We start from the raw sequence: 22,685 nt of genomic DNA on the forward strand, positions 1-22,685 counted from the left end.
ACATCGGACTGCGGTGTCACGGCCGAGAACATCGGTGCGCGCGCCGCCGGACCTTGGAGAGTGGCATCGTGGGCATGCGGCCCCCCACCGGCTTACCTTCGTTGTCCCGACGCAGCCGAGTGCTGCTGGTGGCGGCCATCATTCTGGCGGCGCTGTTACTGCTGGGACCGCGGCTGACCGACACCTATACGAACTGGTTGTGGTTCGGCGAGGTCGGTTTCCGCAACGTTTATCTCACCGTGCTGCGCACGCGGATCCTGTTGTTCATCGCTGTCGCGCTGTTCGTCGGTCTCGTCGTCTGGTTGGCGCTGTTACTGGCCTATCGGACCAGGCCGGTATTCGTGCCGGTGGCGGGGCCGAACGATCCGATCGCGCGCTACCGCACCACCGTGATGAGCCGGCTCAAGCTGTTCGGTATCGGCATCCCGCTGCTGCTCGGCGTGCTCTCCGGTCTGGTGGCGCAGTCGAATTGGGTCACCGTGCAGCTGTTCCTCAATGGCGACTCGTTCGGCCAGAAGGATCCGCAGTTCGGTCTCGATGTCGGGTTCTATGCCTTCGACCTGCCGTTCTACCGGATGGTGCTGAACTGGCTGTTCGTCGCGGTGGTCATCGCATTCTTCGCCAGCCTGGTGACGCACTACGTCTTCGGCGGTCTGCGCCTGACCGGGCGCGAGGGCACGCTGACCCGGCCCGCGCGCATCCAGCTCGCGGTGATCGCCGGAATCTTCGTGCTGCTCAAGGCGATTGCCTACTGGTTCGACCGCTACGAGCTGCTGTCGAGCAGTCGTAAGGAGCCGACCTTCACCGGTGGTTCCTACACCGATATCAACGCCGTGCTGCCCGCGAAGCTGATCCTGCTGTCCATCGCGGTGATCTGTGCGATCGCCTTCTTCGCCGGTATCGTGCTGCGCGATCTGCGGGTGCCCGCGATGGCGGCCGCGCTGCTCGTGCTCTCCTCGGTTCTGGTCGGCGCGGTATGGCCGCTGGTCGTCGAGCAGTTCTCGGTGCGTCCGAACGCGGCCGACAAAGAGAGTGAGTACATCGAACGCAATATCGCCGCGACCAGGCAGGCGTTCGGCATCACCTCGGACAAGATCGAGTACAAGGACTACAAGGGCGACAGTTCGAAGAGCCCGCTGGAAGTTCCGGTCGACGCGGCGACCATCGGCAATGCCCGCCTGCTCGACCCGAATATCTTGTCGCCAACTTTCACGCAGCTCAAGCAGCTGAAGAACTTCTACGGCTTCCCGGAGTCGCTGGATATCGATCGCTACAACCTCAACGGCGATACCCAGGACTACATCGTGGCCGCCCGCGAGCTGCACCCGTCGGCGCTGAGCGGTAATCAGACCGACTGGATCAACAAGCACACCGTCTACACCCACGGCAACGGCTTCGTCGCGGCGCCCGCCAACCGGGTCAACCGGCCGCAGTACGAGGACCCCAACGCCAATACCGGCGGCAGCAGTGACAGCGGCTACCCGATCTTCCTGGTCAGCGACCTGTTCAACTCGACCGACCAGCAGCAGATCAAGGTCGAACAGCCGCGCGTCTACTACGGCGAGCTGATCTCGCAGTCCAATCCGGACTACGCGATCGTCGGCGCCGTGAACGGTTCGCAGCCGCGCGAATACGATTCCGACACAGCGCAATTCACCTACAACGGCAAGGGTGGCGTGTCGATCGGGAACTGGTTCAACCGGTTGGCCTTCGCGGCCAAGTACACCGAGCGCAATCTGCTGTTCTCCTCGGCCATCGGGGACAACTCCAAGATCATCTTCAACCGTAGCCCGCGCGAGCGGGTCCAGAAGGTCGCGCCCTGGCTGACCACCGACGGCAATGCCTATCCGGCAGTCGTCAACGGCCGGATCCAGTGGATCGTCGACGCGTACACCACGCTGGACAACTACCCGTACGCGCAGACCACCTCGCTGGAGGGCGCGGTCGAGGACAGCATCGATAAGAAGACCGGAAGGCTGTTGCCGCGCAAGGAGGTCAGCTACATCCGCAACTCGGTGAAGGCCACCGTCGACGCCTACGACGGCACGGTGACCCTCTACGAGGTGGACCCCACCGACCCGGTGCTGAAGGCCTGGCGCGGTGTGTTCCCTGGCGCGGTCAAGCCGCAGAGCGAGATCTCGCCGGAACTGCGCGCGCACTTCCGCTATCCCGAGGATCTGTTCAAGGTGCAGCGCGAAATGCTGACCAAGTACCACGTGGACAATCCGCGAGAGTTCTTCACCAACAATGCTTTCTGGTCGGTGCCGAGCGATCCGACCACCGAGGGCGGCACCTTCAACCAGCCGCCGTACTACGTGCTGCTGGGTGACGCGTCGGCGAACAATAAGCCGGTATTCAATCTGACCAGCGCCATGGTCGGCTACAACCGGCAGTTCCTGTCCGCCTATATTTCGGTGCGCTCGGATCCGGACGGCTACGGCAAATTCACGATCTTGCAATTGCCGACCGATACGCAGACACAGGGTCCGCAGCAAACGCAGAACAGTATGACGACGGCGCCCGAAGTCTCCAGTCAGAAAACGCTGCTGTCGAACTCGAACAAGATCAGATATGGCAATCTGCTGACCTTGCCGATCGCCGACGGCGGAATCCTTTATGTGGAGCCGTTTTACAACGAGAGAAATACCGGTGCAGGCAGTTCCACCTTCCCGCAGCTGCTGCGAGTACTGGTGAGCTATCGCGATGTGGCGGGCAGCGTGAAGGTCGGCTTCGCCTCCACCCTGGCCGATGCGCTGAATCAGGTGCTGCCGGGGACCGGTTCGCTGGCCACCCCGTTCGGCGGTGATCCGGCCAGCAGGCCGAAACCGGGTACCACTCCACCGACGGATCACGGCGCCACGCCGCCGACGCAGGGCACAACACCGCCGACACAGGGCAGCACGCCGCCGCCGGCGACCGGATCCGCCGCCAAGGATGCCGCGGCCGCGGAGCTGAGCAAGAAGATCGAGAATGTGCGAAATGCCATGAAGTCCGGGAACTTCCAGGACTTCGGCAAGGCGCTGGAGGAACTGGACGCCGCGGTGAAGGCGTATCAGGACGCCGGTCGCTGATCCGATGAGAACGGCCCCGTCACCCGGTTCGGGTGGCGGGGCCGTTCTCGTCGACGTCGAGCCGACGTCGATCTCGGCGCCGTTGCCGAGTGACGTCGGATTCCTACGTCAGCGACCGAACGAGTCGATCAGTGCACCGTTCTGGTCCAGCAGCTGCTGGTACTGGGCGTCGAGGCCGTTCTGCTTGGCCAGCTGGTAGCCCGCCGACTTGGCCTGCTCGATGGCGGACTTGACATTGGTGGCCGGGGCAGGGGCGGCTTCGGCGGGAGCGGCGGGCTCCGGCTCGACGACGGCCGGGGTCGGCTCGGACTCACCGGCACGCAGGTACTGACCGCAGACCGGCCAGGCGCCCGCTCCCTGGGTGGCGAGCACATTCTCGGCCACTCGGATCTGCTCTTCCTTGCTGGCATGGTTGGCGGAACCGGCGCCACCGTTGGCCGCCCAGGTGCTCTGCGAGAATTGCAGACCGCCGTAGTAGCCATTTCCGGTGTTGATACCCCAGTTGCCACCGCTTTCGCACTGCGCGACGCCATCCCAATTGTGGGTCGGGGCGGCGGCCGCGGTGCCGGCGGAAAGACCGAACGGGACGGCAACGATTGCGCCGGTGACAGCGGCATAGCCGAGGGCGCGGGTGCTGAGCTTTCGGTGCTTCGACATGTTGTATTCCCTCCCTGCGCCCACCGCCCCCGGTAATGCGAAAGCCGAGTCCCTGCCCCCAGGCGTGTCGGGGATCCTCGAACCGCGGGACAGGGTCGCCGGTGTTCGGCGGTTCGAGTTCGAGCCCATCACGTTTGATCCGGGCCGCGAATCGACGGTAACGAAGAAATCTCGGCAGATCACATCTTGATAACTTCGCAATTGCATGATGCGAATAGCGTGTATACCGGTGTTTGCGCAGGTCGCAAATGCCATAAGAATGGATTCTGGACGGTCGGTTATAGCACCGTTATGTGTTCGGGATCACTGTGAAATAGTGGCCCAGGTCACGTTTGAAACCATTGGTCGACCGGCCGGTTGCGTTCTGAACGACTTTCGCCGCCGCCCTCGCTCGGGCTCGGTGGATGGATTCGGGAGATGTCCGCTACGCCCCTCGGAGTCGTCTGTGCGCAACCTCACCTCGCTCGTCCCGTGACCCGCATTCGACCCGCTGACCAGGACAAACCACCTGGAAGATAAGCGATTTGCCTTCCGTGCGTAGACGTGTGTAATGTGGTGTTTACCGACGCGGGGTGGAGCAGCTCGGTAGCTCGCTGGGCTCATAACCCAGAGGTCGCAGGTTCAAATCCTGTCCCCGCTACTAGGGAAACGGCCCGGAACAGAAATGTTCCGGGCCGTTTTTCGTTGGTGTGCGAGCACATATCGGGAACCGTGGGCCGCCCCCTGATCCGGCTCGGGACCGATCAAACGGCCGATCGTTCGAGGTAGGCGACGATGGCGTTGGTCAATCCGCGCCGGGCCTTGTCGAGGTCGGCGTAGGTGCCGAGTTGGCGTTCGGAGTTGATGCCGCGCATTGCGCCCGGGATGAGCGCTGCGATCTCCTCCAGGCGCGAAGGGGCCACGCCGAGGTCTGCGAAGGCGTTTTGGCAGGTCTCGAGCCAACCCTGGCCCCAGGATGCGAGTTCGGCGGCGGTAATCACATCAAGTACCAGGGCATGGTCGACGGCGTTGCGCGGGATCGAGACGCATCTGGAGTGGCAGATGACCCCGCATCCGGCCAACTTCGCCTCGATCGGCGTGACCGTCACCGGCTTGCCCGCACTCAACGCGATCGCCGTTGTCGTCGCCGCCCCGCCGGGACTGCTGACCAGTGCGGACCTCCCGCTGCGCGGATTCGCCGGTCGATTCAAGAACCCCCGCGACTAGGAAACGGGGCGCACCCACTCATTTCCCTTCTCAACTTATAACGCATCCGGGGGGTTGCGGCAAGACCCGGGTCGTGCTGCAGAATCGCTGGCCGAGGCCAGAACCGGCGTGAGATGGGAAGTTACCGAATGCATGTGACCGACACCGATGTGATCATCGTGGGTGCGGGCCCGACGGGATTGATGCTGGCCGCCGAGCTGCGTCTGAGCGGTGTGCGACCGCTGGTGTTGGAGCGAAAGCCGCAGCCTCGGGACATCCCTAAGGCCGGTGGTATCGGCGGGCGGATCCTGGAACTGCTGCGCTACCGCGGCCTGCTGGAACGCTGTGAAGCAGCCAATACCGACCCTATCCCGGCTCCCCGCTTCCCGTTCGGTGGCGTGCACGTGGACTTGACGCGCCTGCCGGATCCACCGCTGCACGCGCTGCCGCTGGCACAGCATCGGCTGGAGGGTGTGCTCGCCGAACGGGTCGTTGAACTGGGCGTCGACATCCACCGCGGACACGAGGTGGTCGCGGTGAGCCAGGATGACGCCACGGTCACCGCGGACGTGCACGGGCCGGACGGACCGTATCGAGTGACCGCCCGATACCTGGTGGGCTGCGACGGCGGGCGCAGCCGGATCCGCGATATGGCGGGCATCGCATTCCCCGGCACCACGTATCCGGAGGTCAACCGGCTGGTTCAGGTTGCCGTGCACGATTCGGTGACCGTGCTCGACAACGGCGACCTCGAGGTCCCGGGGTTCGGCCGGATCCGTGCGGGCTTCACGCAGACAGATCGCGGTATGTTCGCGAACGGGTCGACCACCCCTGAACTGCTCGGGCTCTTCACCATGGAGGACGAGTCCACCGAATACGACGACGACGAACCGATGACTCTGACCGAGTTCCAGGACAGTGTCCGCCGGGTGCTCGGCGCGGATCTTCCGCTCGGAGAACCGATTCGACTGTCGCGCTTCACCTTCAAGGATCGGCTGGCCGAACGGTATCGCGCCGGGCGGATCCTGCTGGCCGGCGACGCGGCGCACCTGTTCCCCGCCACGGGTGTGGCGATCAATGCGGGCATGCTCGACACGGTCAACCTGGCCTGGAAACTGGCTGCCGATATCGAGGGCTGGGCACCGGACGGTCTGCTGGACACCTATCACGAGGAACGCCACCTCGCCGGCACGCGGACACTGCTGCATACTCGGGCCCAGGTGGCCTTGCGGCGGGGACAAGACCCGGCCGCCGAAGCACTTAGGCAGGTCTTCCAGGAACTGCTTCTCGACGAGCAGCCATTGCGCCGCGTCGGCGCCCTCATCGCGGGCACCGACATCCGCTACCCGCTACCCAACCCCAACGAACATCCCTTGACCGGTGCCTTCGCACCCGACCTCACCCTCTACACCGACCGAGGCGCCACCAGCGTGGCGGAACTGATGCACACCGCACGACCGATCCTGCTGGTCCTCGCCGACCGACCGGAGCTGCGTGAGATCGCCCGCGACTGGCAGCATCGCGTCGAAATCCACACCGCCGAAACCGATCACCGGCCAGCCGACGCTCTGCTCATCCGCCCGGACGCTTACGTCGCCTGGGCCGCGACCGTCGACGAGCCGACCGACACCGCCGAGCCCGCGCTGCGCGCAGCGCTCGCCGACTGGTTCGGCGCACCCGTGAAAACGCCGGTTCCCGCCGATCAGCCCGGCTGATTATCCATTGTCCCGCAACACTTCTCCCGCTATTTCCCGCTAGCGGCGAAGTGGCGAACCGTGCGGCCAGGCGGCTGTCACGGCAGGGTGCATTGGCTACGTGCGATGTCGAAGCTTGGCTCGTTATTCGCGCATCGGCCGCTGTGACGGCGAAAAGCGGTGTGCTGAGCGCGATTACGGCCGTCAGGCGGCGCAGGAGTGCGGCCTTCATGTGCTCATCGTCGATGGTGGAGGTTTCGGCGATTACTTCACTCGGCGCCTTCACCGGTGTGTCGTCAGGAACCGCGGGAAGTGGACGTTAGGTGAACAAATGGTTTCTTAAAAGTGTTGCCACGCAACAATAGTTGCGTCATGCTGAGGGGTATGGCCAGACGGTCGAAGAGGCGGCCGGTCCGGCCGAGGTGGGGATCCGAGGATCCGAAGGGGTGCTGTCCGCGCCCCGGTATGTCCCATGCAATTCGTTGGCGGCGACGCCTCGGCTGGGTGCTGGCCGTCATCCTCGTCCTATTCGTCTTTCCCGGAATCGTCGGCGCGGTGGCCAATGCGCAGTACCTGTCCGCGGCGACCGGCAGCAGTGTCTCCGAAATCGACGGCCTCAGCTGGATGCATATCCGCGATTCGTCCGGGGTGCCGCTGGCGAACTACTCCTTCGCGACCGACCGCGGCGGGGTGCTGGACCCGGGCTCGACGATCCTCTGGGCGATCCTCGGCTTCGAATTCATCGGCTATATCGCCATCGTGACGACCGCGATCTGGTTGATCGGCAATGCGCTGAGCTTCCAGTGGCTCAATATGTTCGGCTCGGCATTGACCGGCGTCGCGGACCGGCTGACCGGTCAGATCGCGACCCCGATGCTGCTGATCACCGCCGCTACGATCGGCGCGTTCTGCGTCGCCTGGTTCTGGTTGCGTGGCTATCACGCCAAGGCGGTGCTGCAGATCGTCACGATGCTCGGTGTCGCGGTGCTCGGTCCGATATTCCTGGCCGAACCACTCGGCGATGTGCTGTCCTCGGACGGATTGCTCGCCAAGGGCAGGGATTTGGGAATTTCGGTGGCGGCCGGGCTGAACGGCAACAACAACCCGAATCCGAACCAACTGGTGACGACCATGCAGCGCGATCTGGCGGACAACTTCGCCCGCCGCCCGGTGCAGGTGTGGAATTTCGGGCATGTGGTCGACGAGCAACCGGCTTGCCGGTCGGTCTGGTCCACGGGGATGACCGCGGGCGACGACGAACGGGTCCGCAAGGGCATGCAGAGCTGCGGTGATTCCGCCGCCTACGCCAAGGCACAGAATCCGACCATGGGTCAGGTCGGTACCGGTCTGATGCTGTTGATCTGCGGCGGCATCCTGTTGGTCTTCGCGGTGGTGCTCGGCATCAGGATCATCAAGGCCGCACTGGACGCGATCTACCACGGGTTCATGTCGATATTCGGTTTCGCCGCAGGCGGATTCGTCTACGGACCGACGCAGACCTTTCTGGTCCGCAATCTCGTCGACAGCCTTGTCGCCGCGGGCCGAATGACCGCCTACACCATCTTCCTCGGCATTTACGTGCTGTTCATGGGCAATCTGTTCGCGCAGGCGAAGGGGCAGACCATGGCGGTGATCGTCATCGCGGGCACCGTCGAGATCGTCGCCATCTCCCAGCTGAAACGGCTGAACCGCAGCCTCAGCCGGGGCAATGACTGGATCGCCAACCGGTTCGCGCTGGCGATTCAGGGGTCTGGAGCGCGCCCCGGCGGTGGAGGTGGCGGGGGATCGGCCCTCGGCATGGGTGATGCTCGCGCCGGCGGTTCGCTGCACGGCGGGTTGATGTCCGGGCTGGGCATGCTGAACACGATCAATGCGTCGCCCGCGACCGCGTGGCTCCTCGGTGCAACGGTGGGCCCGCTGAACCCGCTCTCGCGCAGGAAGAAGCGGATGGATCTCAACAACATCGCCGTCTCGCCGATGGTGCGGCAATTGCAGGAGTACAACCACGCCGGCCGCGGGAACTGGCGAGTCAAGGCCGCCGGGCGGTTGGATGGAATCGACGGCGGAATCAGGTCCGCTCTCGGTGTCGGAAATGTTTTGGACGGTCTTGGCGACAGCAAGGTCCCCGACTCGATGGTCGCGCCGATTCTGCTGGCGATGGGTGCGACCGATCAGCAGGTGATCGATGCCCAGCGCGCGTTGGCCGTCCAGAAGGCCAGCATGAAGGACTACAACCCGAACGGCTTCGCGCCCTTACAGAAGGCGCTCGCCGCGGGGTACGCGGTGGAGAACCACCAAGGCGTCGCCGCGCTGCCGGCATTCGCGTCGCAGGCCGTCGTCGCTGCGGACAACTTCGTGCGGCACTCCACCGCGCCGATGAACCAGGTAGATCCCAATCACGCGTTTGTGCAGCGGGTCATGAACAGCGACGAACATCAGCTCAGAACCATCACCCCGGACGAATGGCGCAACGCCGGGCGCGACGTTCGCCAACACATCGGACGGCAACTGGCGCTCGACCACCAGACGGCGGCCACGAACTACTACCACCACCAGGACGACCCGATTCTTCTCGAGGCGTTGCAGCGGTCGACCCGGCGTCTGGCCAACTTCAACAGCTTCGATCCGAATGGCGGACCCAACCCATGGTCTTCGTAGGCGGGCCCACCGATGGCCTGGTCAATGGTCCATGGGCGGGCTTGTCGGCACGCAACCTCGCCACTCGACAAGGAGATCCGTTCGCATAGACCCAAAACTTCGAGAAGCCTGTGGGTTGAACGCGATTGCCCGGGGGCACTAGAACCAGACGGGCCGTCAGTTATGGTGGCGGCCTATCGTTCGAGTACCCCGAATGACCGCGAGGCTCACCGTGCAGGACAGCGCTCCCACCACCTATCAGGAACTACGCGCCCTCCTCCAGCAGCGCCTTCCGGAACTGGCCGACGGCCAACAGCGCATAGCCAGGCTGGTGTTGGACGACCCGGAGGGAACCGCATTCCGCAGCATCGGCCGGAGCGCCGAACTCGCGGGCGTGCACCGTTCCTCGCTGGTGCGATTCGCGACCATGCTGGGGTTACCCGGCTATCCGGGCCTGGTCGAACTCTGCCGCAGACAACTCGCCGCCGAGGCGTATCTGGTGCGTAGACCCGCCGACGCGCCGCCGCCGAGCTCGAACGACGAGTTCTTCACCGCGATAACCGAATACGACGCCAACAATATGTCCCGTACCTTCGCGCGGATCGATCGCGGCGACTGGGATCGGGCCGTCGAGACGCTGGCGCATGCCTCGGCCGTGCACGTCATCGGGCTGCGGCGCTGTCTGGCGATCGCCTATGCCGCCACCTACCAGCTGCAGCTGGTGCGCCACCGGGTCCGCCAGCTCGGGGCGACGGCCCGGGTGCTGACCGACGAACTGCGCGATATCGAACCCGGCGACGCACTGATCGCGGTATCGATCCGGCGCTACAGCAGTGACACCGTGCGTGCGGTCGAATCGGCACGCCGCCGCGGCGCCACCACCATCGCACTCACCGATGACGCGTCCTCCCCGCTGGCCCGCATCGCCGATGTGACCTTCTATGCCGGGACCGGTTCGCTCACCGTCCTGCGGTCCCTGACCGCCTTCACCGCCCTGGTGCACGCCCTGGTCACCGCCGTCGCGATGCGCCTGGGATCCGTCGGCACCGATACCGACATCCTCGACGATCAATTGCTCGACTAGGCGCGCCGTTTGCCGGTGCTGTCCCCGGGTACCGCTGGGGTATGACGCCAAGCCATGATCTCCGGGGGCTCGGATTGCCCGAAACGATCTCGGTGGCGCTGTTCGACCTCGACGGTGTGTTGACCGATACCGCGGCGGTGCACCGGCGGGCGTGGAAGGCGGTCTTCGACGAGTTTCTGGCCGGTCGCAGCCCCGGCCCGTTCCATCCGTTCACCGATGCGGACTATCTGGGCTATGTGGACGGTCGCTCGCGGGCGGACGGTATCCGGGAGTTCCTGAAGTCGCGCGGGATCACACTGCCCGAGGGGGAACCCGATGCGGCCGAGGGGGAGCCGACCGTGCATGGGCTCGGTAATCGGAAGAATCGGCTGCTGCTGTCGTTCCTCGAACGCGACGGGGTGCACGTCTATCCGGGGTCGCTGACCTATCTGAACGGGGCACGCGCGGCCGGGCTACGAACGGGTGTGGTTACCGCTTCGGCGAATGCCCATGAGGTATTGGCGGTCGCGGATCTGACTCGGTTCGTCGATGTGTGTATGGACGGGGTCGAGATCGCCGGCCGCGGTCTGCGGGGCAAACCCGCGCCGGACCCATTTCTGGCGGCCGCGCAGGCGCTGGACGCCAAGCCGGAACAGGCCGCGGCATTCGAGGATGCCATCGCCGGGGTGCGGGCCGGTCGGGCCGCGGACTTCGGATATGTGGTCGGCGTCGATCGAGTGCGCGATGGCACGCAGGCCGAGGCATTGCGTCGGGCGGGTGCGGATGTGGTCGTCACCGATCTGGCCGAGCTCGGGCCACCGCAATGACTACCGACTGCCGTGGCTTCGAGATCGCGCCATGGCACTTACGTTGGTGTGGACTGGATCTCGAGGCATTGCACCGAACCGAGTCGATCTTCGCACTCGCCAACGGACATCTCGGGCTGCGCGGAACTTTTGAGGAGGGGGAGCCGGTCGGCAAGCCGGGGACCTACCTCAACGGCTTCTACGAGAATCGCCAATTGCCTTATGCCGAAGCGGGATACGGCTATCCGGAGGAGGGCCAGACCCTCGTCAATGTGACCGACGGGAAGATCATCCGGCTGCTCGTCGAGGACGAGCCGATGGATATGCGCTACGGCGAGGCCGTCGAACACGAACGGGTGCTGGACTTCCGGTCCGGCACGCTGCGGCGCAACACGGTCTGGACCTCGCCGACCGGTCGGTGCGTGCGCATCCGCTCGGAGCGCCTGGTGTCGTTCACCGAACGCGCCTTGGCCGCGATCCGCTACGAGGTCGAGCCGCTCGACGACGATCTCGAGCTGGTCATCCAATCGGATCTGCTTGCCAATGAACCGGTTCCGACCGCGCACAACGATCCTCGGCTCGCCGCGGCGCTGGACCGCCCGCTGGTGGCGGACTTCTGCGCGGCCCGTGATTTCGCCGCGGTGCTCGTGCACCACACCCGGCGCTCCGGGCTGCACATGGCCGCGGCCATGGACCACGAACTCGAGGTCGACGCGACCCCGCGCTGCGGTGTGCACGCCGAGGAAGACTTGGCGCGCTTGACGATTGCGGTCGATGTCGCGAAGGGCCGGTGCGTGCGGTTGACGAAGTATCTCGGCTACGGATGGTCCAGTCGACGCTCGGTACCGGCGCTGCGGGCCCAGGTGGACGCGGCATTGGCGGCAGGCCTCGAGACCGGCTGGGATACGTTGCTGGCCCGACAGCGCGAGTACCTGGACAACTTCTGGTCCACCGCCGATATCGAGATCGACGGGGATCCCGAACTCCAGCAGGCCGTCCGATTCGCGCTGTTCCACGTATTACAGGCGGGTGCACGCGGTGAGACGCGTGCGATACCGTCCAAGGGCCTGACCGGGCCGGGCTATGACGGCCATTCATTCTGGGACACAGAGACTTTCGTATTGCCGGTATTGACCTACACGGTGCCGGTGGCCGCGGGCGACGCACTGCGTTGGCGCCACGCCACCCTCGACCGGGCCCGTCGGCGCGCACACGAACTCGGCCATACCGGAGCGATGTTCCCGTGGCGCTCCATCAACGGCGACGAGGGTTCCGGCTACTGGCCGACCGGTACGGCGGCGGTGCACGTCAATGCCGATATCGCCGATGCGGTGGTCCGATACCTCGGCGCGACCGGTGATGAGCACTTCGAAAGAGGATGCGGTGTCGAGCTTTTGGTGGAGACCGCGCGCTCGTGGGTGAGCCAGGGCCATTACGACACGGCGGTGAACTTCCGGATCGACGGCGTGACGGGCCCCGACGAATACTCCGCGCTCGCCGACAACAACATCTATACGAATCTGATGGCGCAGCGGAACCTCGACGAAGCCGCCGAAGCCTGTGTGCGTCAACCGGATATCGCCGAGCAGTTGGCAGTCGATGCGGAGGAGATCCGCGGCTGGCGCGACCGCGCCAAATGTATGTACCTGCCCTATAACGAGAAACTCGGGGTGCACGAGCAATCCGAGGGCTTCACCGAACACGCCCGCTGGGACTTCGCCGCGACTCCGCCGGAGAAGTATCCGCTGATGCTGCATTACCCGTACTTCGACCTGTATCGCAAGCAGGTCGTCAAGCAGGCCGACCTGAGCTTGGCAATGTACTTGTGCCCCAAGGCTTTCACTCCCGAGCAGAAGGCACGCAACTTCGATTACTACGAGGCGTTGACCGTCCGCGATTCCTCGCTGTCGGCCGCCGGCCAGTCCGTTATGGCCGCCGAGGTCGGCCACCTCTCGCTCGCCTTCGACTATTTCGCCGAAGCCGCGCTGACGGACCTGCACGATCTGCATCACAATGTCGCCAACGGCCTGCATATGGCCTCACTCGCCGGAGCATGGCTCTGCTGCGTCTTCGGTTTCGGCGGCATGCGTGACCACGGTGGTGAATTGAGTTTCGCACCACGACTTCCCGCGAATATCGAGCGCCTGGCCTTCCGGATCATCTGGCGCGGCAGTGGTATAGCCGTCGATATCACCGGCGATTCCGCGACTTATCGACTGCTGTCCGGAGATTCGGTCGTCCTGCGCCACCACGGTCGCTACACGAGGCTCGGCGACATCGCGGTGACGCTGCCGATTCCGCGGCAATCCGATCGACCCGAGCCGTTGCTACCCGAGGGACGGGCACCGTATCGGCGGGGGTAGCGGTACGAAGGAGCGGTCATGCCATCGTTCACCGAATCCGAGTACTGGTTGGGCAGACTGGTTTTCCAGCACGGTCTGGCCGTTATCTATCTGATCGCCTTCGTCGCGGCGGCGCGGCAATTCCGGGCACTCATCGGTGCGAAGGGGATGTTGCCGGTGCCCCGATTCGTCCGGCGGGTCGAATTTCGCCGGGCGCCCAGCATTTTTCATTTCCACTATTCGGACCGGTTCTTCGCCGTGATCGCGTGGTCCGGTGCCGCGCTATCGGCCGCGGTGGTGGCGGGAGCGCTGAATCTGGTGCCGCTGTGGGCGGCGATGCTGATGTGGGCGGTGCTGTGGGCGCTGTACCTGTCGATCGTCAATGTGGGGCAGGCGTGGTATGCGTTCGGATGGGAGTCGCTGCTGCTGGAGGCCGGATTTCTGGCGATCTTCCTCGGCAATGATCGAGTCGCGCCGCCGGTGCTGGTGTTGTGGTTGGCGCGCTGGCTGCTGTTCCGGGTGGAGTTCGGCGCCGGTCTGATCAAGATGCGCGGCGATTCCTGCTGGCGCGATCTGACCTGTCTGTACTACCACCACGAGACCCAGCCGATGCCCGGCCCGCTGAGCTGGTTCTTCCACCGCCTGCCCAAACCGCTGCATCGGGTGGAGGTGGCGGCCAACCATTTCGCCCAACTCGTTGTGCCCTGGGGACTTTTCGCACCGCAGCCGGTGGCGAGCGTGGCCGCCGCGTTCATCATCGTCACGCAGCTGTGGCTGGTCCTTTCCGGCAACTTCGCCTGGTTGAACTGGGTGACGATCGTATTGGCCACCAGCGTGATCGATGTGTCCTCGGCGAAAGCGGTATTGCCCGTGCCGGATCCGCCGTCGATGCCCGGGGCGCCGCCCTGGTTCGCCGGTCTGGTGCTCGCGTGCACCGCCGTGGTGGTGTTGCTGAGCTACTGGCCCGCCCGCAATCTGCTTTCGCGCCAGCAGCGAATGAATGCGTCCTTCAACCCCTTGCACCTGGTCAATACCTATGGCGCGTTCGGCAGTATCGGCCGCACCCGTGAGGAGGTGGTGTTCGAGGGCACCGACGAAGAGGAGATCACCGACCGGACACTGTGGCGGGAGTACGAGTTCAAGGGTAAGCCGGGGGATCCACGCCGATGGCCACGGCAGTGGGCGCCGTATCACCTCAGGCTGGACTGGCTGATGTGGTTCGCCGCGATCTCCCCGTCCTACGCTCGCGGCTGGTTGCTCGCCTTCGTCGAACGACTGTTGCGCAACGACCCCGCGACGCTGCGATTACTGCGCCGCTGTCCCTTCCCCGACTCGCCACCGACCTTTGTGCGGGCGCGAATCTACCTGTACCGCTTCGCAACTCGTGCCGAACTCCAGCAGGAGCACATGCTGTGGCGGCGCACCCTGATCGGTGATTACCTCCCGCCGATGGCGCTCGGTCGGTAGAAGCTGCGGCCGGCGGGTCCGCCGGAGACCGACCAGACCTCGGTGATCAGCCCGGCGGCGATGCGCAGGATGTCGGTGCCGCTGATGTCGATCTGTTCGCCATCCGGTCCGGTGCGTGCCGCACCGTAGGGGCGTGCCACGAATCCCGTTCGGGTGTTGTCCATTTCGGCGACCGGCTCACCCTGGGTGATGAAGCGGACTCCGGGACGCTGCTCGCGGACTTCGGCGATCTTGGCGGCCAAGGTCTGTGGGTCGCGGATGGAGTCGTACTCGCTCGCGCCCGGTTGGGCATAGCGGAGGGTGAATTCGGGGGCCATGATCTTTTCCGCGAGCGCCAAGTCGCCGTTCCACATCGCGGTCCATTCGTCGAACAGGGTGATGCCGAAGTCGCGCACCATAACTCCTTAATAGTCTCATTGATACGGTCTCGATGGAACTAACCTATAGTCTCAGTGAGACGGTGTCAATGAGATGGAGGAGGCATGGCGGATCTCGGGCCGCAGGACCACATCGTGCTGGGACTCATCGCCCGGCACGGACCGCTCACGCCCTACGAGTTGAAGTCTCGACTCGAGGAAAGCGTCGACTACTTCTGGCCGGTGCCGCATGCGCAGCTCTACCGGATTCCCGTGCGCCTGGCCGAACAAGGACTGCTCGACGAGGAGGCCGAGCAGGGCGGGCGGCGGCGTCGACTTTTCCATCTGACGGATACCGGCCGGGCCGAGCTGAAGCGCTGGCTCGCCGATCCGCAGTGCCCGCCCGCCGAGACCCGGGATCCGGCACAGCTCAAGCTCTTCTTCGCGGATCTGGGCGCGCCGGGCGATGTGGTCGCCCTGGCGAACAGCGAGGCCGCGGAGCATCGCCGCCTGCTCGAGCTGTATCGCTCGCTGCACACCGATATAGATCCGAGCGACAAGGTGCGTGCGGTCTCCCGCGCGCGCATCCTCCGGCTCGGCATCCTGCACGAACAGGCCTATGTCGAGTTCTGGGAAGACCTCGCCGCCGACCCCGAATATCTCCGACCGGCGGCGGAAGTAGTGGGAGTCAGGCGCGGCGGGCGCGCTTGACGAAGCGGACGCTGAGGGCGATCAGCGGGTGAAGAAGATGACCGACAGGACCGGCGAGAGCCAGGCCATGGTATGGCGGCGACAAATCTGCCAACCATCACGGGCCCGGCATGACAACTGTCATGCCCGCCGCCTACCGATGTAGCTGCCGGATCGGTCTGCCTGCGAGCATGCGCACGAAGAGTACGGCGAAACGCAAGTGGCCCAGTGCCTCTCGCTTGGTGAAGGCCACCGACCACACCGTCTTCGTGCCCGCCGCGGGCAATGGACGATGGTCGAATCGATCCGCCAGCCAGTTCATGGTGACCGGTGCGCCGATGAACAGCAGCGGCATATGCAGGCTGAGGCGGTCGCGCAGATAGCGCACATGCGCGCCGCGGACCGCGTAGCGGGCAACGTGCCTGTCGATGTCGTCGACGGCGATGAGCTCGTCGTTTACGCCCTGGATGACCAGCATCGGCATGGCGGGCGCCTGCACACCGGGACGGATATCGGCCATGATCCGCCGCAGGCCGGGTTCGGCGAGTAGGTCGGCGAAGGTGCGGTGGCTGTAATCGTCGACGTTCTTGCCCATCAAGCGGAACAGCAGATGCAGTGTGGTCCGCGATTCGGCATCGGTGAGCAGATCGAGGAATTCGGTCTTCACATGGGCACGCAGGATGCGATCCAGATCCGCGTAGGCGCGGCGCAGTCCGGCCACGCACACCGTCGCGAAACCGGCGAAGAAGGTGCCGTTCAACCGCGCGAAGGCCGAACCTGGATCGCCGACCGGTGAGCCGGCGACCGCGCCGACGATATCGAGTTCCGGTGCGTATCCGGCGGCCAGTTCCGCGGCCCACGCCGTGGCGAGGCCGCCGCCCGAATAACCCCACAGCGCAACGGGAGTCGCCTCGCTCAGGCCGAGCGGCACGAAGCGCAGACTCGCCCGGATGGCATCCAGGGATCGGTAGCCGGGTTCACGCGGCACGCCGAAATGTCCGGCGAGCCCGCCGTGATCGGGCACCGAGATCGCCCAGCCGCGGGCCAGCGCGTAGGTGATGACGGGTAGTTCGATCTGCGGAATCGAGCCGAGTGCTCGCGCGCCGCGCCGAAGTGCATACGAGGGCAGACATTTCGAGCTGACGCCGTCGATGGCGCACTGGAACGAGACCAGCGGCCGCGGCTCGCGCGGGTCGGCGCCCCACGGCAGCAGCACCGTGGTCACCGCCGCCTCCGCGGTGCCGTGGAAGTTGCTGGTGCGGTACAGCAGCTGCCAGGCCGAAAACCGCAGTGGTACACGGCCGAACAACGCCAGCTCGACCCTGCGCGTCCGCAGGATGGTGCCGGGGGCGAAGCGTGCGAATCCGGCGGGCGGCCGATAGAACCGATCCAACTCCGGCTGTAGCGGCCGACCAGCAGGAAACATTTCGGCAATCGGGTACGCCGATTCCCTTCCGGCGTCGGCCTGCACGCTCATTCCTGTACATCCTTTCGAGGGCGCACCGGCACGGTGTTTTATTTGAAATGACGCCGGAATACCGATACTCAACGTAGCAATACGGGGGTGGGAAAATAATTGTCCCCGAAACACAATTGAGTATGGTGTTTTTCTCCGACCCACGGTGTTGACGGTGACCGACGTCACCCGGTAGTACCTGGGAACGCGCAGGTGAGCACCGTCATGTGAGATCTGCTGTCACTGCACGCGGGCGAGAAGAATCCGCGAAAATCTTGTGTTCGGAGACAAAAACCGAGCGGCTACGAGATTTATCTATAAATGGCATCGTTGGGTAACGTGCAACTCATGTCCGTTGTTCTGCCCCCGCTGTCCGGAGACGCGCCGATTATCGCCCGACTGGTCCGCCGGTTACCCGAAATCGCCGAACGCATGCTCGAGGCGGGCCTGGGCTCGACGCCACCGGCCGCGGATCTGCCGGACGGGCATTTCACCGGCGAGGTGCTACCCGCGATCGCCGGATGCGGTCAGGCCTTCCTGCGCGCGACCCAGGAGCAGCGGGTGTTCACCGGGGCCGAGGTGATCGAATTCGTCGGTCCGGTGGCTGAGCGGCATGCCGAAGACCGAATTCCGTTGGGGCTGTTGATGCATGCCGTCCATGGTTCCGGGCAGGTGATCCTGCAGGAAGCGGCGGCGGTGGCCACGCCCGAGGATATGAACGATCTGATCGCCTTCGGCGCTCGGCTGCTCGATCTGCTGCGGGATATCAATGTCGCGGTAGTGGAGGCGTATACCGATGTGGAGCAGTCGATCTACCACGCCGAACGTGAGGCGCGCCGGGCGCTGTGCTCGGCCCTGCTGCGTGGCCAGTCCGCGGAGGAACTGGCGGCACGCGCGGATGTCGTTCTCGCGGAACGCTATACGGTGCTCGCCATCCATATCCGCCTGGACGACCATCCGATCGTGGTCGCCGATCTGCTCACCCGCCGCCGAATCCGGGTGCTGCAGCGGGCATTGGACGGCATTGCCGGCACCAAGGCCTTGAGCACGTTCGACGGCACGACCGGAATCGCCCTGCTACCAAGCGGATCCGAATCCAAGGAGTACGAGCGGCTGGCCGCCGAACTCACCGAACAGTTCGGCGTTGATGTCTTCCTGGCCGAACGTCGCGCGGTCGAACGGGATCTGCTGCCGCATGCGGTGCAGGAGGCGACCGATCTGGCCGAACTGGCCCGGTTGCTCAACCGGCCGAGCGGACTCTACGACCTTGATGATCTGCTGCTCGAGTATCAGCTGACCCGGCCGGGTCCGGCGCGGGACCGACTGGCCGACCGCATTGCCCCGCTGCTGTTGCGCTCGCACCTGTTCGAGGCACTGGAAGCACATCTGCGGCACGGGTCCGATCGCAAAGCGGCTGCCGCCGAAGTGCATGTGCACCCCAATACCTTCAGCTACCGGCTCAAGCGCGTCGCCGAACTCACCGGTATCGATCCGAGTGAGCCCAATGGCTCGCGGCTGCTGGCGGCGGCGCTCACGGTGCATCGTTTCTATCCGGTGGGTGCGGCTGCGGAGGTTGTCGAGGGAGACTGATCGCTTCGGCGCGGGCACATCAGGCCAGGTCCACGCATCGAGACCGGCTGGGATCCGCGCTGGGGTATCGCCGCGGCGGCACCGCTGCCGCCGATCGCGGTGCCGGGATGAACCGTGTACCGCGCTGAACCGTGAGGTGAGGGAGATACTTGGGCCGCAACCGCCGCCGCGGTCACGAATTCCGGGAGTTGCCTCATGTCGACGATCAACGGGTTACCCGCCCATGTATTGCTGGTGCACCTCATCGTGGTCTTCGTGCCGCTGACGGCGGTGCTGCTCATCTTTTCGGCGGTGTGGCCTGCGGCTCGTCGGCGGCTGATCTGGCTGGTCACGGTCCTGGCCGCGATCACTGTCGCCCTGACGCCGGTGACGACCGAAGCAGGTCAGTGGTTCCAACACGAACTCGGCGGAACCCCCGCCATCGATAAGCATGCCGACCTCGGCAACACGATGATCTACTTCGTGGTGCCGCTACTGCTCGTCACGGCATTGCTCATCGTCGTCCACCTGCGCGACGAGCGTGGACGTCCGGTGGGGCGCGTAATCACCGTGCTGGCTGCGGTATTGGCGATTGCCGCAGGCGGTGCGGCCACCATCCAGGTGTACCGAGTGGGGGACTCCGGCTCGCACGCGGTGTGGGGTGCCCAAGCGCATTAGCGCCTTGCGCGTCCAATACCGAGTTGCTCGCTTGGTCGCATATCCAGGGAGTATCGCGTAAAGGCCGGAAGCGTGTGTGACGCAGCGATCGGATGTGCCACCGCCACGGTGTCAGTCGGACTTGGAAAGGCCGAAGATGCGGTTGGCGTTGCCGGAGAGGAACAGGTCGCGGCATTCGTCGTCCAGGCCGAGGTCGTCGAGGCCTGTGAGGGCGCGCTGTGGCGGGATCATCGGGTAGTTGGTGCCGAAGAGGACCTTGCCGCGGCCGTGGGACTTCAGGTACGTCACCAGCTCCGGCGGATATCTGCGCACCGTGTACGCGGAGGTGTCGATGTAGACGTTCGGGTATTTCGTCGCCATCGCGATCATTTCGGTGGTCCACGGATAGCCGATGTGCCCGCCGACGATGACAAGTTCGGGGAACTCCAGTGCGACATCGTCGAGATATGGAATCGGGCGGCCGGTTTCGGAGGTGCGCAGCGGGCCGGTGTGCCCGACCTGCGTACAGAACGGGATGCCGAGGTCGACGCATTCGGCGTAGAGCGGGTAGTAGCGCCGGTCGTTCGGCGGCAGCCCCCACAGCCATGGCACGATCCGCAGCGCCTTCATCCCGAGGTCGGTGACCGCACGACGGAGCTCGCGCACCGCGACCATCGGCTTGCGCAGGTCCACCGAGGCGACGCCGACCAAGCGCCCGCCGGATTCCGCGACGAATCCGGCCACCTCGTCGTTGGAGATCAGCACGCCCTCCGGCCCGTACCAGGCGTTGATCAATGCGGTCTCGACACCGCCCGCGTCCATGGCGGCGAGCGTCGTCGAGACCGGCGGCGGCTGGTCCGGGATGGTGTCGCCGGTCCAGCGGCGCAGCGAGTCCAGCATTTCGTGCTGGAGCAGCCGTACCGTCGGATGCTGGGCCCACGCATCGATGATCGCCATCACGTCACTGTATGACGCCTCAGATAACGAAGGGAATCAAAGCCTTTCGATCGGCCGGATAGTCGGCGAACTTCTCGCGATACCACTTGTGCGTGGCGAATGCGCGCGGCACCAGATTCCCCGCACCGAACCCCCGGCGCCGAAATTAGAACATGTTCTACCATGTGACGCAGTAGTTAGGAGGAATTGTCATGCCGCTGGATTCCAGAGCCAAGGACCTGATCGCGGCCGTTCAGGCGTCACCGCGTGCGGTGGCGGCCCACGACAAGGCGGCCTGGGTCGACCTGTTCACCGCCGATGCCACCGTCAATGATCCGGTCGGTTCCCGCCCGCATATCGGACGCGCGGCGATCGAACGGTTCTACGACACCTTCATCGGCCCGAACACCATCGCCTTCCGGGTCGACCACGACTTCGTCAGCCTGTCCACCGTGGTCCGAGACCTGATGATCCGCACCACCATGTCGACCGGCGCCACCGTCGCGGTGCCCATGCACCTGCGCTACGACCTCGTCGAGGAAGACGGCGTCTGGAAGATCACCCGGCTGGCCGCTCATTGGGAGTTGGCCGCGATGATCGTGCAGTTACTGCGCACTGGACTGCCTGGACTCGGCGCGGCACTGAAATTGGGTCCACAGCTGATCGCGAATCAGGGCTTCGACGGCATGCTCGCCATGATGCAGGCGCTGCGCGGAATCGGCCGATCGGGCAAACGCGCTGCGGCCCAGGTGTTCTCGGCCGCAGCGGCCACGGATATCTCGCGCGTCCGTCGCCTGCTCAGCGAGCGCACGGTTGTCGAACTTCCGGCCGGAACGAGGATTTCGCTGGAGGAGTTCACCAATCGGGCTCGGAATATGCAGTGGGACAAGCTGATCGCCGCCGGACGCACGGTCAGCGCCAGCGTCCGGCTCGACTCGGCCCAAGGTGTCGCCTTTGTCGACTTCGCCCCTGACAGTCGTCGTATCACCGCTATCCGCATATTCATTCACTCGATATAGAGATGGTCCGCGGCAATGGTGAGCCGCCGCGGCCATCGTGACGAAGCTAAGCGGCGATCGATCCCTCGCGCGCTGGTTCGGGTATGACCTCGTCGGCCTGCGCAGCTTCGGACCAACCGGGCGGCCCGAAGATGTAACCGAGCCGCCCACGCCACGTATTCGCATGGCGCACATCGCTGATCAGTGCACCGAGCTCGTGATAGTTGACCTTCAGCGGGTTATCGGTTCCGATGTTCTTGGTGAGGCCGTAGCGGATCGGTTCGCTCTCCGCGGCGAAGCTGCCGAAGAGCCGGTCCCAGATGATGAAGACGCCGCCGTAGTTCTTGTCGATATACGGCTGATTCGAACCGTGGTGGATGCGGTGGTGCGCCGGGGTATTGAACAGGAATTCGATCGGGCGCGGCAGGGTCCGGATGCGCTGGGTATGGATCGGGAACTGATAGAGCAGCCCGATGGTCTGCAGCAGGAAGATCATCCACGCGGGCAGGCCGATCAAAGCCGCAGGCACCCAGGCGAATCCGCGCACGATGGTGGCTGCCGGGTGCACCCACGGCAGGCGGATGGCAGTGGACAGATTGAAGTACTGACTGGAGTGGTGGACGCTGTGTGCGGTCCACAGCAGCCGCACCCGATGGTCGGCGCGGTGCGCCCAGTAGTAGCAGAAGTCGGTGACCACCAGGCCGAGCACCCACACCCACCATGTGGTCGGCGACAGGTGCAGCGGAGTGATCGCGGCCGCGACCACCACCGCCGAGAACGGAATCAGATACTGCAGCACCGGCTTCAGGAATCGGCCGAGCAGATAGGTTGCGACGTTGGAGGCCATATCGCGTCCGGAGTGGCCGTTGGCCGAGCGGTCCGGATCGCGGCGATAGTCGATCCACTCCACGAACATGAAAACGGCGAACGCCGGTAAGGCGTAGATGAATAACTGCGCACCGATCACGATGGCTCCTCCGCTCTGCTGCTTCATCGCCACGTTACGGGCGCTGGCCTGGGCAAACATCGCGCTGTCGAGGGATTTGCGATCCCCCGCTCGGGGGATGCGCCACGGCTGGGCAGCCGGGCAGAGTTCGGTCC

At 65.0% G+C, this 22,685-nt stretch carries 16 protein-coding genes, 1 tRNA gene and 3 pseudogenes; 13 read left to right on the plus strand and 7 right to left on the minus strand.

What is annotated here, in order from left to right:
• Window positions 1–68 precede the first annotated feature (68 nt).
• Entirely contained in the window at window positions 69–3,071 is a 3,003-nt protein-coding gene (locus ACQPYR_RS08945) for a UPF0182 family protein (protein WP_433629839.1), read from the plus strand.
• Between the two features lie 108 nt (window positions 3,072–3,179).
• Here the strand turns inward: ACQPYR_RS08945 and ACQPYR_RS08950 are convergent, their stop codons facing one another.
• Entirely contained in the window at window positions 3,180–3,728 is a 549-nt protein-coding gene (locus tag ACQPYR_RS08950; protein WP_433629841.1) for a transglycosylase family protein, read from the minus strand.
• A 566-nt stretch (window positions 3,729–4,294) separates the two neighbouring features.
• Here ACQPYR_RS08950 and ACQPYR_RS08955 point away from each other — a divergent pair.
• Window positions 4,295–4,368 (plus strand) — tRNA-Met (locus tag ACQPYR_RS08955).
• A 103-nt stretch (window positions 4,369–4,471) separates the two neighbouring features.
• Here ACQPYR_RS08955 and ACQPYR_RS08960 read toward each other — a convergent pair.
• Window positions 4,472–4,702 (minus strand): annotated as a pseudogene (locus ACQPYR_RS08960) (TetR/AcrR family transcriptional regulator); the annotation flags it as partial.
• On the opposite strand from ACQPYR_RS08960, the pseudogene ACQPYR_RS08965 reads away from it, so the two are divergent.
• The 7 genes and pseudogenes from ACQPYR_RS08965 to ACQPYR_RS08995 form a co-directional block, all read left to right on the plus strand.
• Window positions 4,697–4,934: pseudogene (locus tag ACQPYR_RS08965) on the plus strand (dihydrodipicolinate reductase); the annotation flags it as partial. The pseudogenes ACQPYR_RS08960 and ACQPYR_RS08965 overlap by 6 nt on opposite strands.
• A 134-nt stretch (window positions 4,935–5,068) precedes the next feature.
• Window positions 5,069–6,628: an FAD-dependent monooxygenase gene (locus ACQPYR_RS08970; protein ID WP_433629843.1), complete on the plus strand. Its 1,560-nt coding sequence runs from the start codon at window positions 5,069–5,071 to the stop codon at window positions 6,626–6,628.
• Between the two features lie 444 nt (window positions 6,629–7,072).
• Window positions 7,073–9,265, plus strand: coding sequence for a hypothetical protein (locus tag ACQPYR_RS08975; RefSeq protein ID WP_433629845.1), 2,193 nt, complete (start codon window positions 7,073–7,075; stop codon window positions 9,263–9,265).
• Window positions 9,266–9,458: 193 nt separating this feature from the next.
• Window positions 9,459–10,328 carry a MurR/RpiR family transcriptional regulator gene (locus ACQPYR_RS08980; protein ID WP_433629848.1) on the plus strand — a complete coding sequence of 290 codons (870 nt, stop codon included), beginning with the start codon at window positions 9,459–9,461 and terminating at the stop codon, window positions 10,326–10,328.
• 41 nt (window positions 10,329–10,369) lie between these two features.
• On the plus strand, window positions 10,370–11,134 hold the full coding sequence (locus tag ACQPYR_RS08985; RefSeq protein ID WP_433629851.1) for an HAD family hydrolase: 765 nt from the start codon (window positions 10,370–10,372) through the stop codon (window positions 11,132–11,134).
• Window positions 11,131–13,476, plus strand: coding sequence for a glycoside hydrolase family 65 protein (locus ACQPYR_RS08990; RefSeq protein ID WP_433629853.1), 2,346 nt, complete (start codon window positions 11,131–11,133; stop codon window positions 13,474–13,476). The genes ACQPYR_RS08985 and ACQPYR_RS08990 overlap by 4 nt, the downstream gene beginning before the upstream one ends.
• An 18-nt stretch (window positions 13,477–13,494) precedes the next feature.
• Entirely contained in the window at window positions 13,495–14,922 is a 1,428-nt protein-coding gene (locus ACQPYR_RS08995; protein ID WP_433629856.1) for a lipase maturation factor family protein, read from the plus strand.
• On the opposite strand, the gene ACQPYR_RS09000 is transcribed toward ACQPYR_RS08995, so the two are convergent.
• A complete protein-coding gene (locus tag ACQPYR_RS09000; protein ID WP_433629858.1) occupies window positions 14,892–15,320 on the minus strand; it encodes a nuclear transport factor 2 family protein in 429 nt (142 codons plus the stop codon). The genes ACQPYR_RS08995 and ACQPYR_RS09000 overlap by 31 nt on opposite strands.
• Before the next feature lie 84 nt (window positions 15,321–15,404).
• Here ACQPYR_RS09000 and ACQPYR_RS09005 point away from each other — a divergent pair, with 84 nt between their 5' ends.
• Window positions 15,405–15,989, plus strand: coding sequence for a PadR family transcriptional regulator (locus tag ACQPYR_RS09005; RefSeq protein ID WP_433629860.1), 585 nt, complete (start codon window positions 15,405–15,407; stop codon window positions 15,987–15,989).
• 133 nt (window positions 15,990–16,122) lie between these two features.
• On the opposite strand, the gene ACQPYR_RS09010 is transcribed toward ACQPYR_RS09005, so the two are convergent.
• On the minus strand, window positions 16,123–17,445 hold the full coding sequence (locus tag ACQPYR_RS09010) for a lipase family protein (protein WP_433629863.1): 1,323 nt from the start codon (window positions 17,443–17,445) through the stop codon (window positions 16,123–16,125).
• A 327-nt stretch (window positions 17,446–17,772) separates the two neighbouring features.
• Here ACQPYR_RS09010 and ACQPYR_RS09015 point away from each other — a divergent pair, with 327 nt between their 5' ends.
• Window positions 17,773–19,014 carry a PucR family transcriptional regulator gene (locus ACQPYR_RS09015; protein ID WP_433629866.1) on the plus strand — a complete coding sequence of 414 codons (1,242 nt, stop codon included), beginning with the start codon at window positions 17,773–17,775 and terminating at the stop codon, window positions 19,012–19,014.
• 195 nt (window positions 19,015–19,209) lie between these two features.
• On the plus strand, window positions 19,210–19,671 hold the full coding sequence (locus ACQPYR_RS09020; protein ID WP_433629868.1) for a DUF2231 domain-containing protein: 462 nt from the start codon (window positions 19,210–19,212) through the stop codon (window positions 19,669–19,671).
• Between the two features lie 111 nt (window positions 19,672–19,782).
• On the opposite strand, the gene ACQPYR_RS09025 is transcribed toward ACQPYR_RS09020, so the two are convergent.
• Complete coding sequence (locus ACQPYR_RS09025) at window positions 19,783–20,607, minus strand: amidohydrolase family protein (protein WP_433629871.1); 825 nt, start codon at window positions 20,605–20,607, stop codon at window positions 19,783–19,785.
• Between the two features lie 19 nt (window positions 20,608–20,626).
• Window positions 20,627–20,731: pseudogene (locus tag ACQPYR_RS09030) on the minus strand (3-oxo-5-alpha-steroid 4-dehydrogenase); the annotation flags it as partial.
• A gap of 67 nt (window positions 20,732–20,798) precedes the next feature.
• Between ACQPYR_RS09030 and ACQPYR_RS09035 the strand changes: the two are divergent.
• The gene (locus ACQPYR_RS09035) at window positions 20,799–21,605 is read left to right on the plus strand and encodes a nuclear transport factor 2 family protein (protein WP_433629874.1); all 807 of its coding nucleotides are present in this window, start codon (window positions 20,799–20,801) and stop codon (window positions 21,603–21,605) included.
• A gap of 46 nt (window positions 21,606–21,651) precedes the next feature.
• On the opposite strand, the gene ACQPYR_RS09040 is transcribed toward ACQPYR_RS09035, so the two are convergent.
• On the minus strand, window positions 21,652–22,551 hold the full coding sequence (locus tag ACQPYR_RS09040) for a sterol desaturase family protein (protein ID WP_433629877.1): 900 nt from the start codon (window positions 22,549–22,551) through the stop codon (window positions 21,652–21,654).
• Window positions 22,552–22,685: the final 134 nt, after the last annotated feature.

Origin of the sequence: Nocardia sp. CA-120079, assembly GCF_050955745.1 — a bacterium.
GTDB lineage: Bacteria > Actinomycetota > Actinomycetes > Mycobacteriales > Mycobacteriaceae > Nocardia.

Bases quoted from the DNA above. Each gene is read 5' to 3' on its own strand.
- ACQPYR_RS08950 (WP_433629841.1), bottom strand. From the start codon at position 3,728: ATGTCGAAGCACCGAAAGCTCAGCACCCGCGCCCTCGGCTATGCCGCT.
- ACQPYR_RS08975 (WP_433629845.1), top strand. From the start codon at position 7,073: ATGTCCCATGCAATTCGTTGGCGGCGACGCCTCGGCTGGGTGCTGGCC.
- ACQPYR_RS08980 (WP_433629848.1), top strand. From the start codon at position 9,459: ATGACCGCGAGGCTCACCGTGCAGGACAGCGCTCCCACCACCTATCAG.
- ACQPYR_RS08985 (WP_433629851.1), top strand. From the start codon at position 10,370: ATGACGCCAAGCCATGATCTCCGGGGGCTCGGATTGCCCGAAACGATC.
- ACQPYR_RS08990 (WP_433629853.1), top strand. From the start codon at position 11,131: ATGACTACCGACTGCCGTGGCTTCGAGATCGCGCCATGGCACTTACGT.
- ACQPYR_RS08995 (WP_433629856.1), top strand. From the start codon at position 13,495: ATGCCATCGTTCACCGAATCCGAGTACTGGTTGGGCAGACTGGTTTTC.
- ACQPYR_RS09000 (WP_433629858.1), bottom strand. From the start codon at position 15,320: ATGGTGCGCGACTTCGGCATCACCCTGTTCGACGAATGGACCGCGATG.
- ACQPYR_RS09005 (WP_433629860.1), top strand. From the start codon at position 15,405: ATGGCGGATCTCGGGCCGCAGGACCACATCGTGCTGGGACTCATCGCC.
- ACQPYR_RS09010 (WP_433629863.1), bottom strand. From the start codon at position 17,445: ATGAGCGTGCAGGCCGACGCCGGAAGGGAATCGGCGTACCCGATTGCC.
- ACQPYR_RS09015 (WP_433629866.1), top strand. From the start codon at position 17,773: ATGTCCGTTGTTCTGCCCCCGCTGTCCGGAGACGCGCCGATTATCGCC.
- ACQPYR_RS09020 (WP_433629868.1), top strand. From the start codon at position 19,210: ATGTCGACGATCAACGGGTTACCCGCCCATGTATTGCTGGTGCACCTC.
- ACQPYR_RS09025 (WP_433629871.1), bottom strand. From the start codon at position 20,607: ATGGCGATCATCGATGCGTGGGCCCAGCATCCGACGGTACGGCTGCTC.
- ACQPYR_RS09035 (WP_433629874.1), top strand. From the start codon at position 20,799: ATGCCGCTGGATTCCAGAGCCAAGGACCTGATCGCGGCCGTTCAGGCG.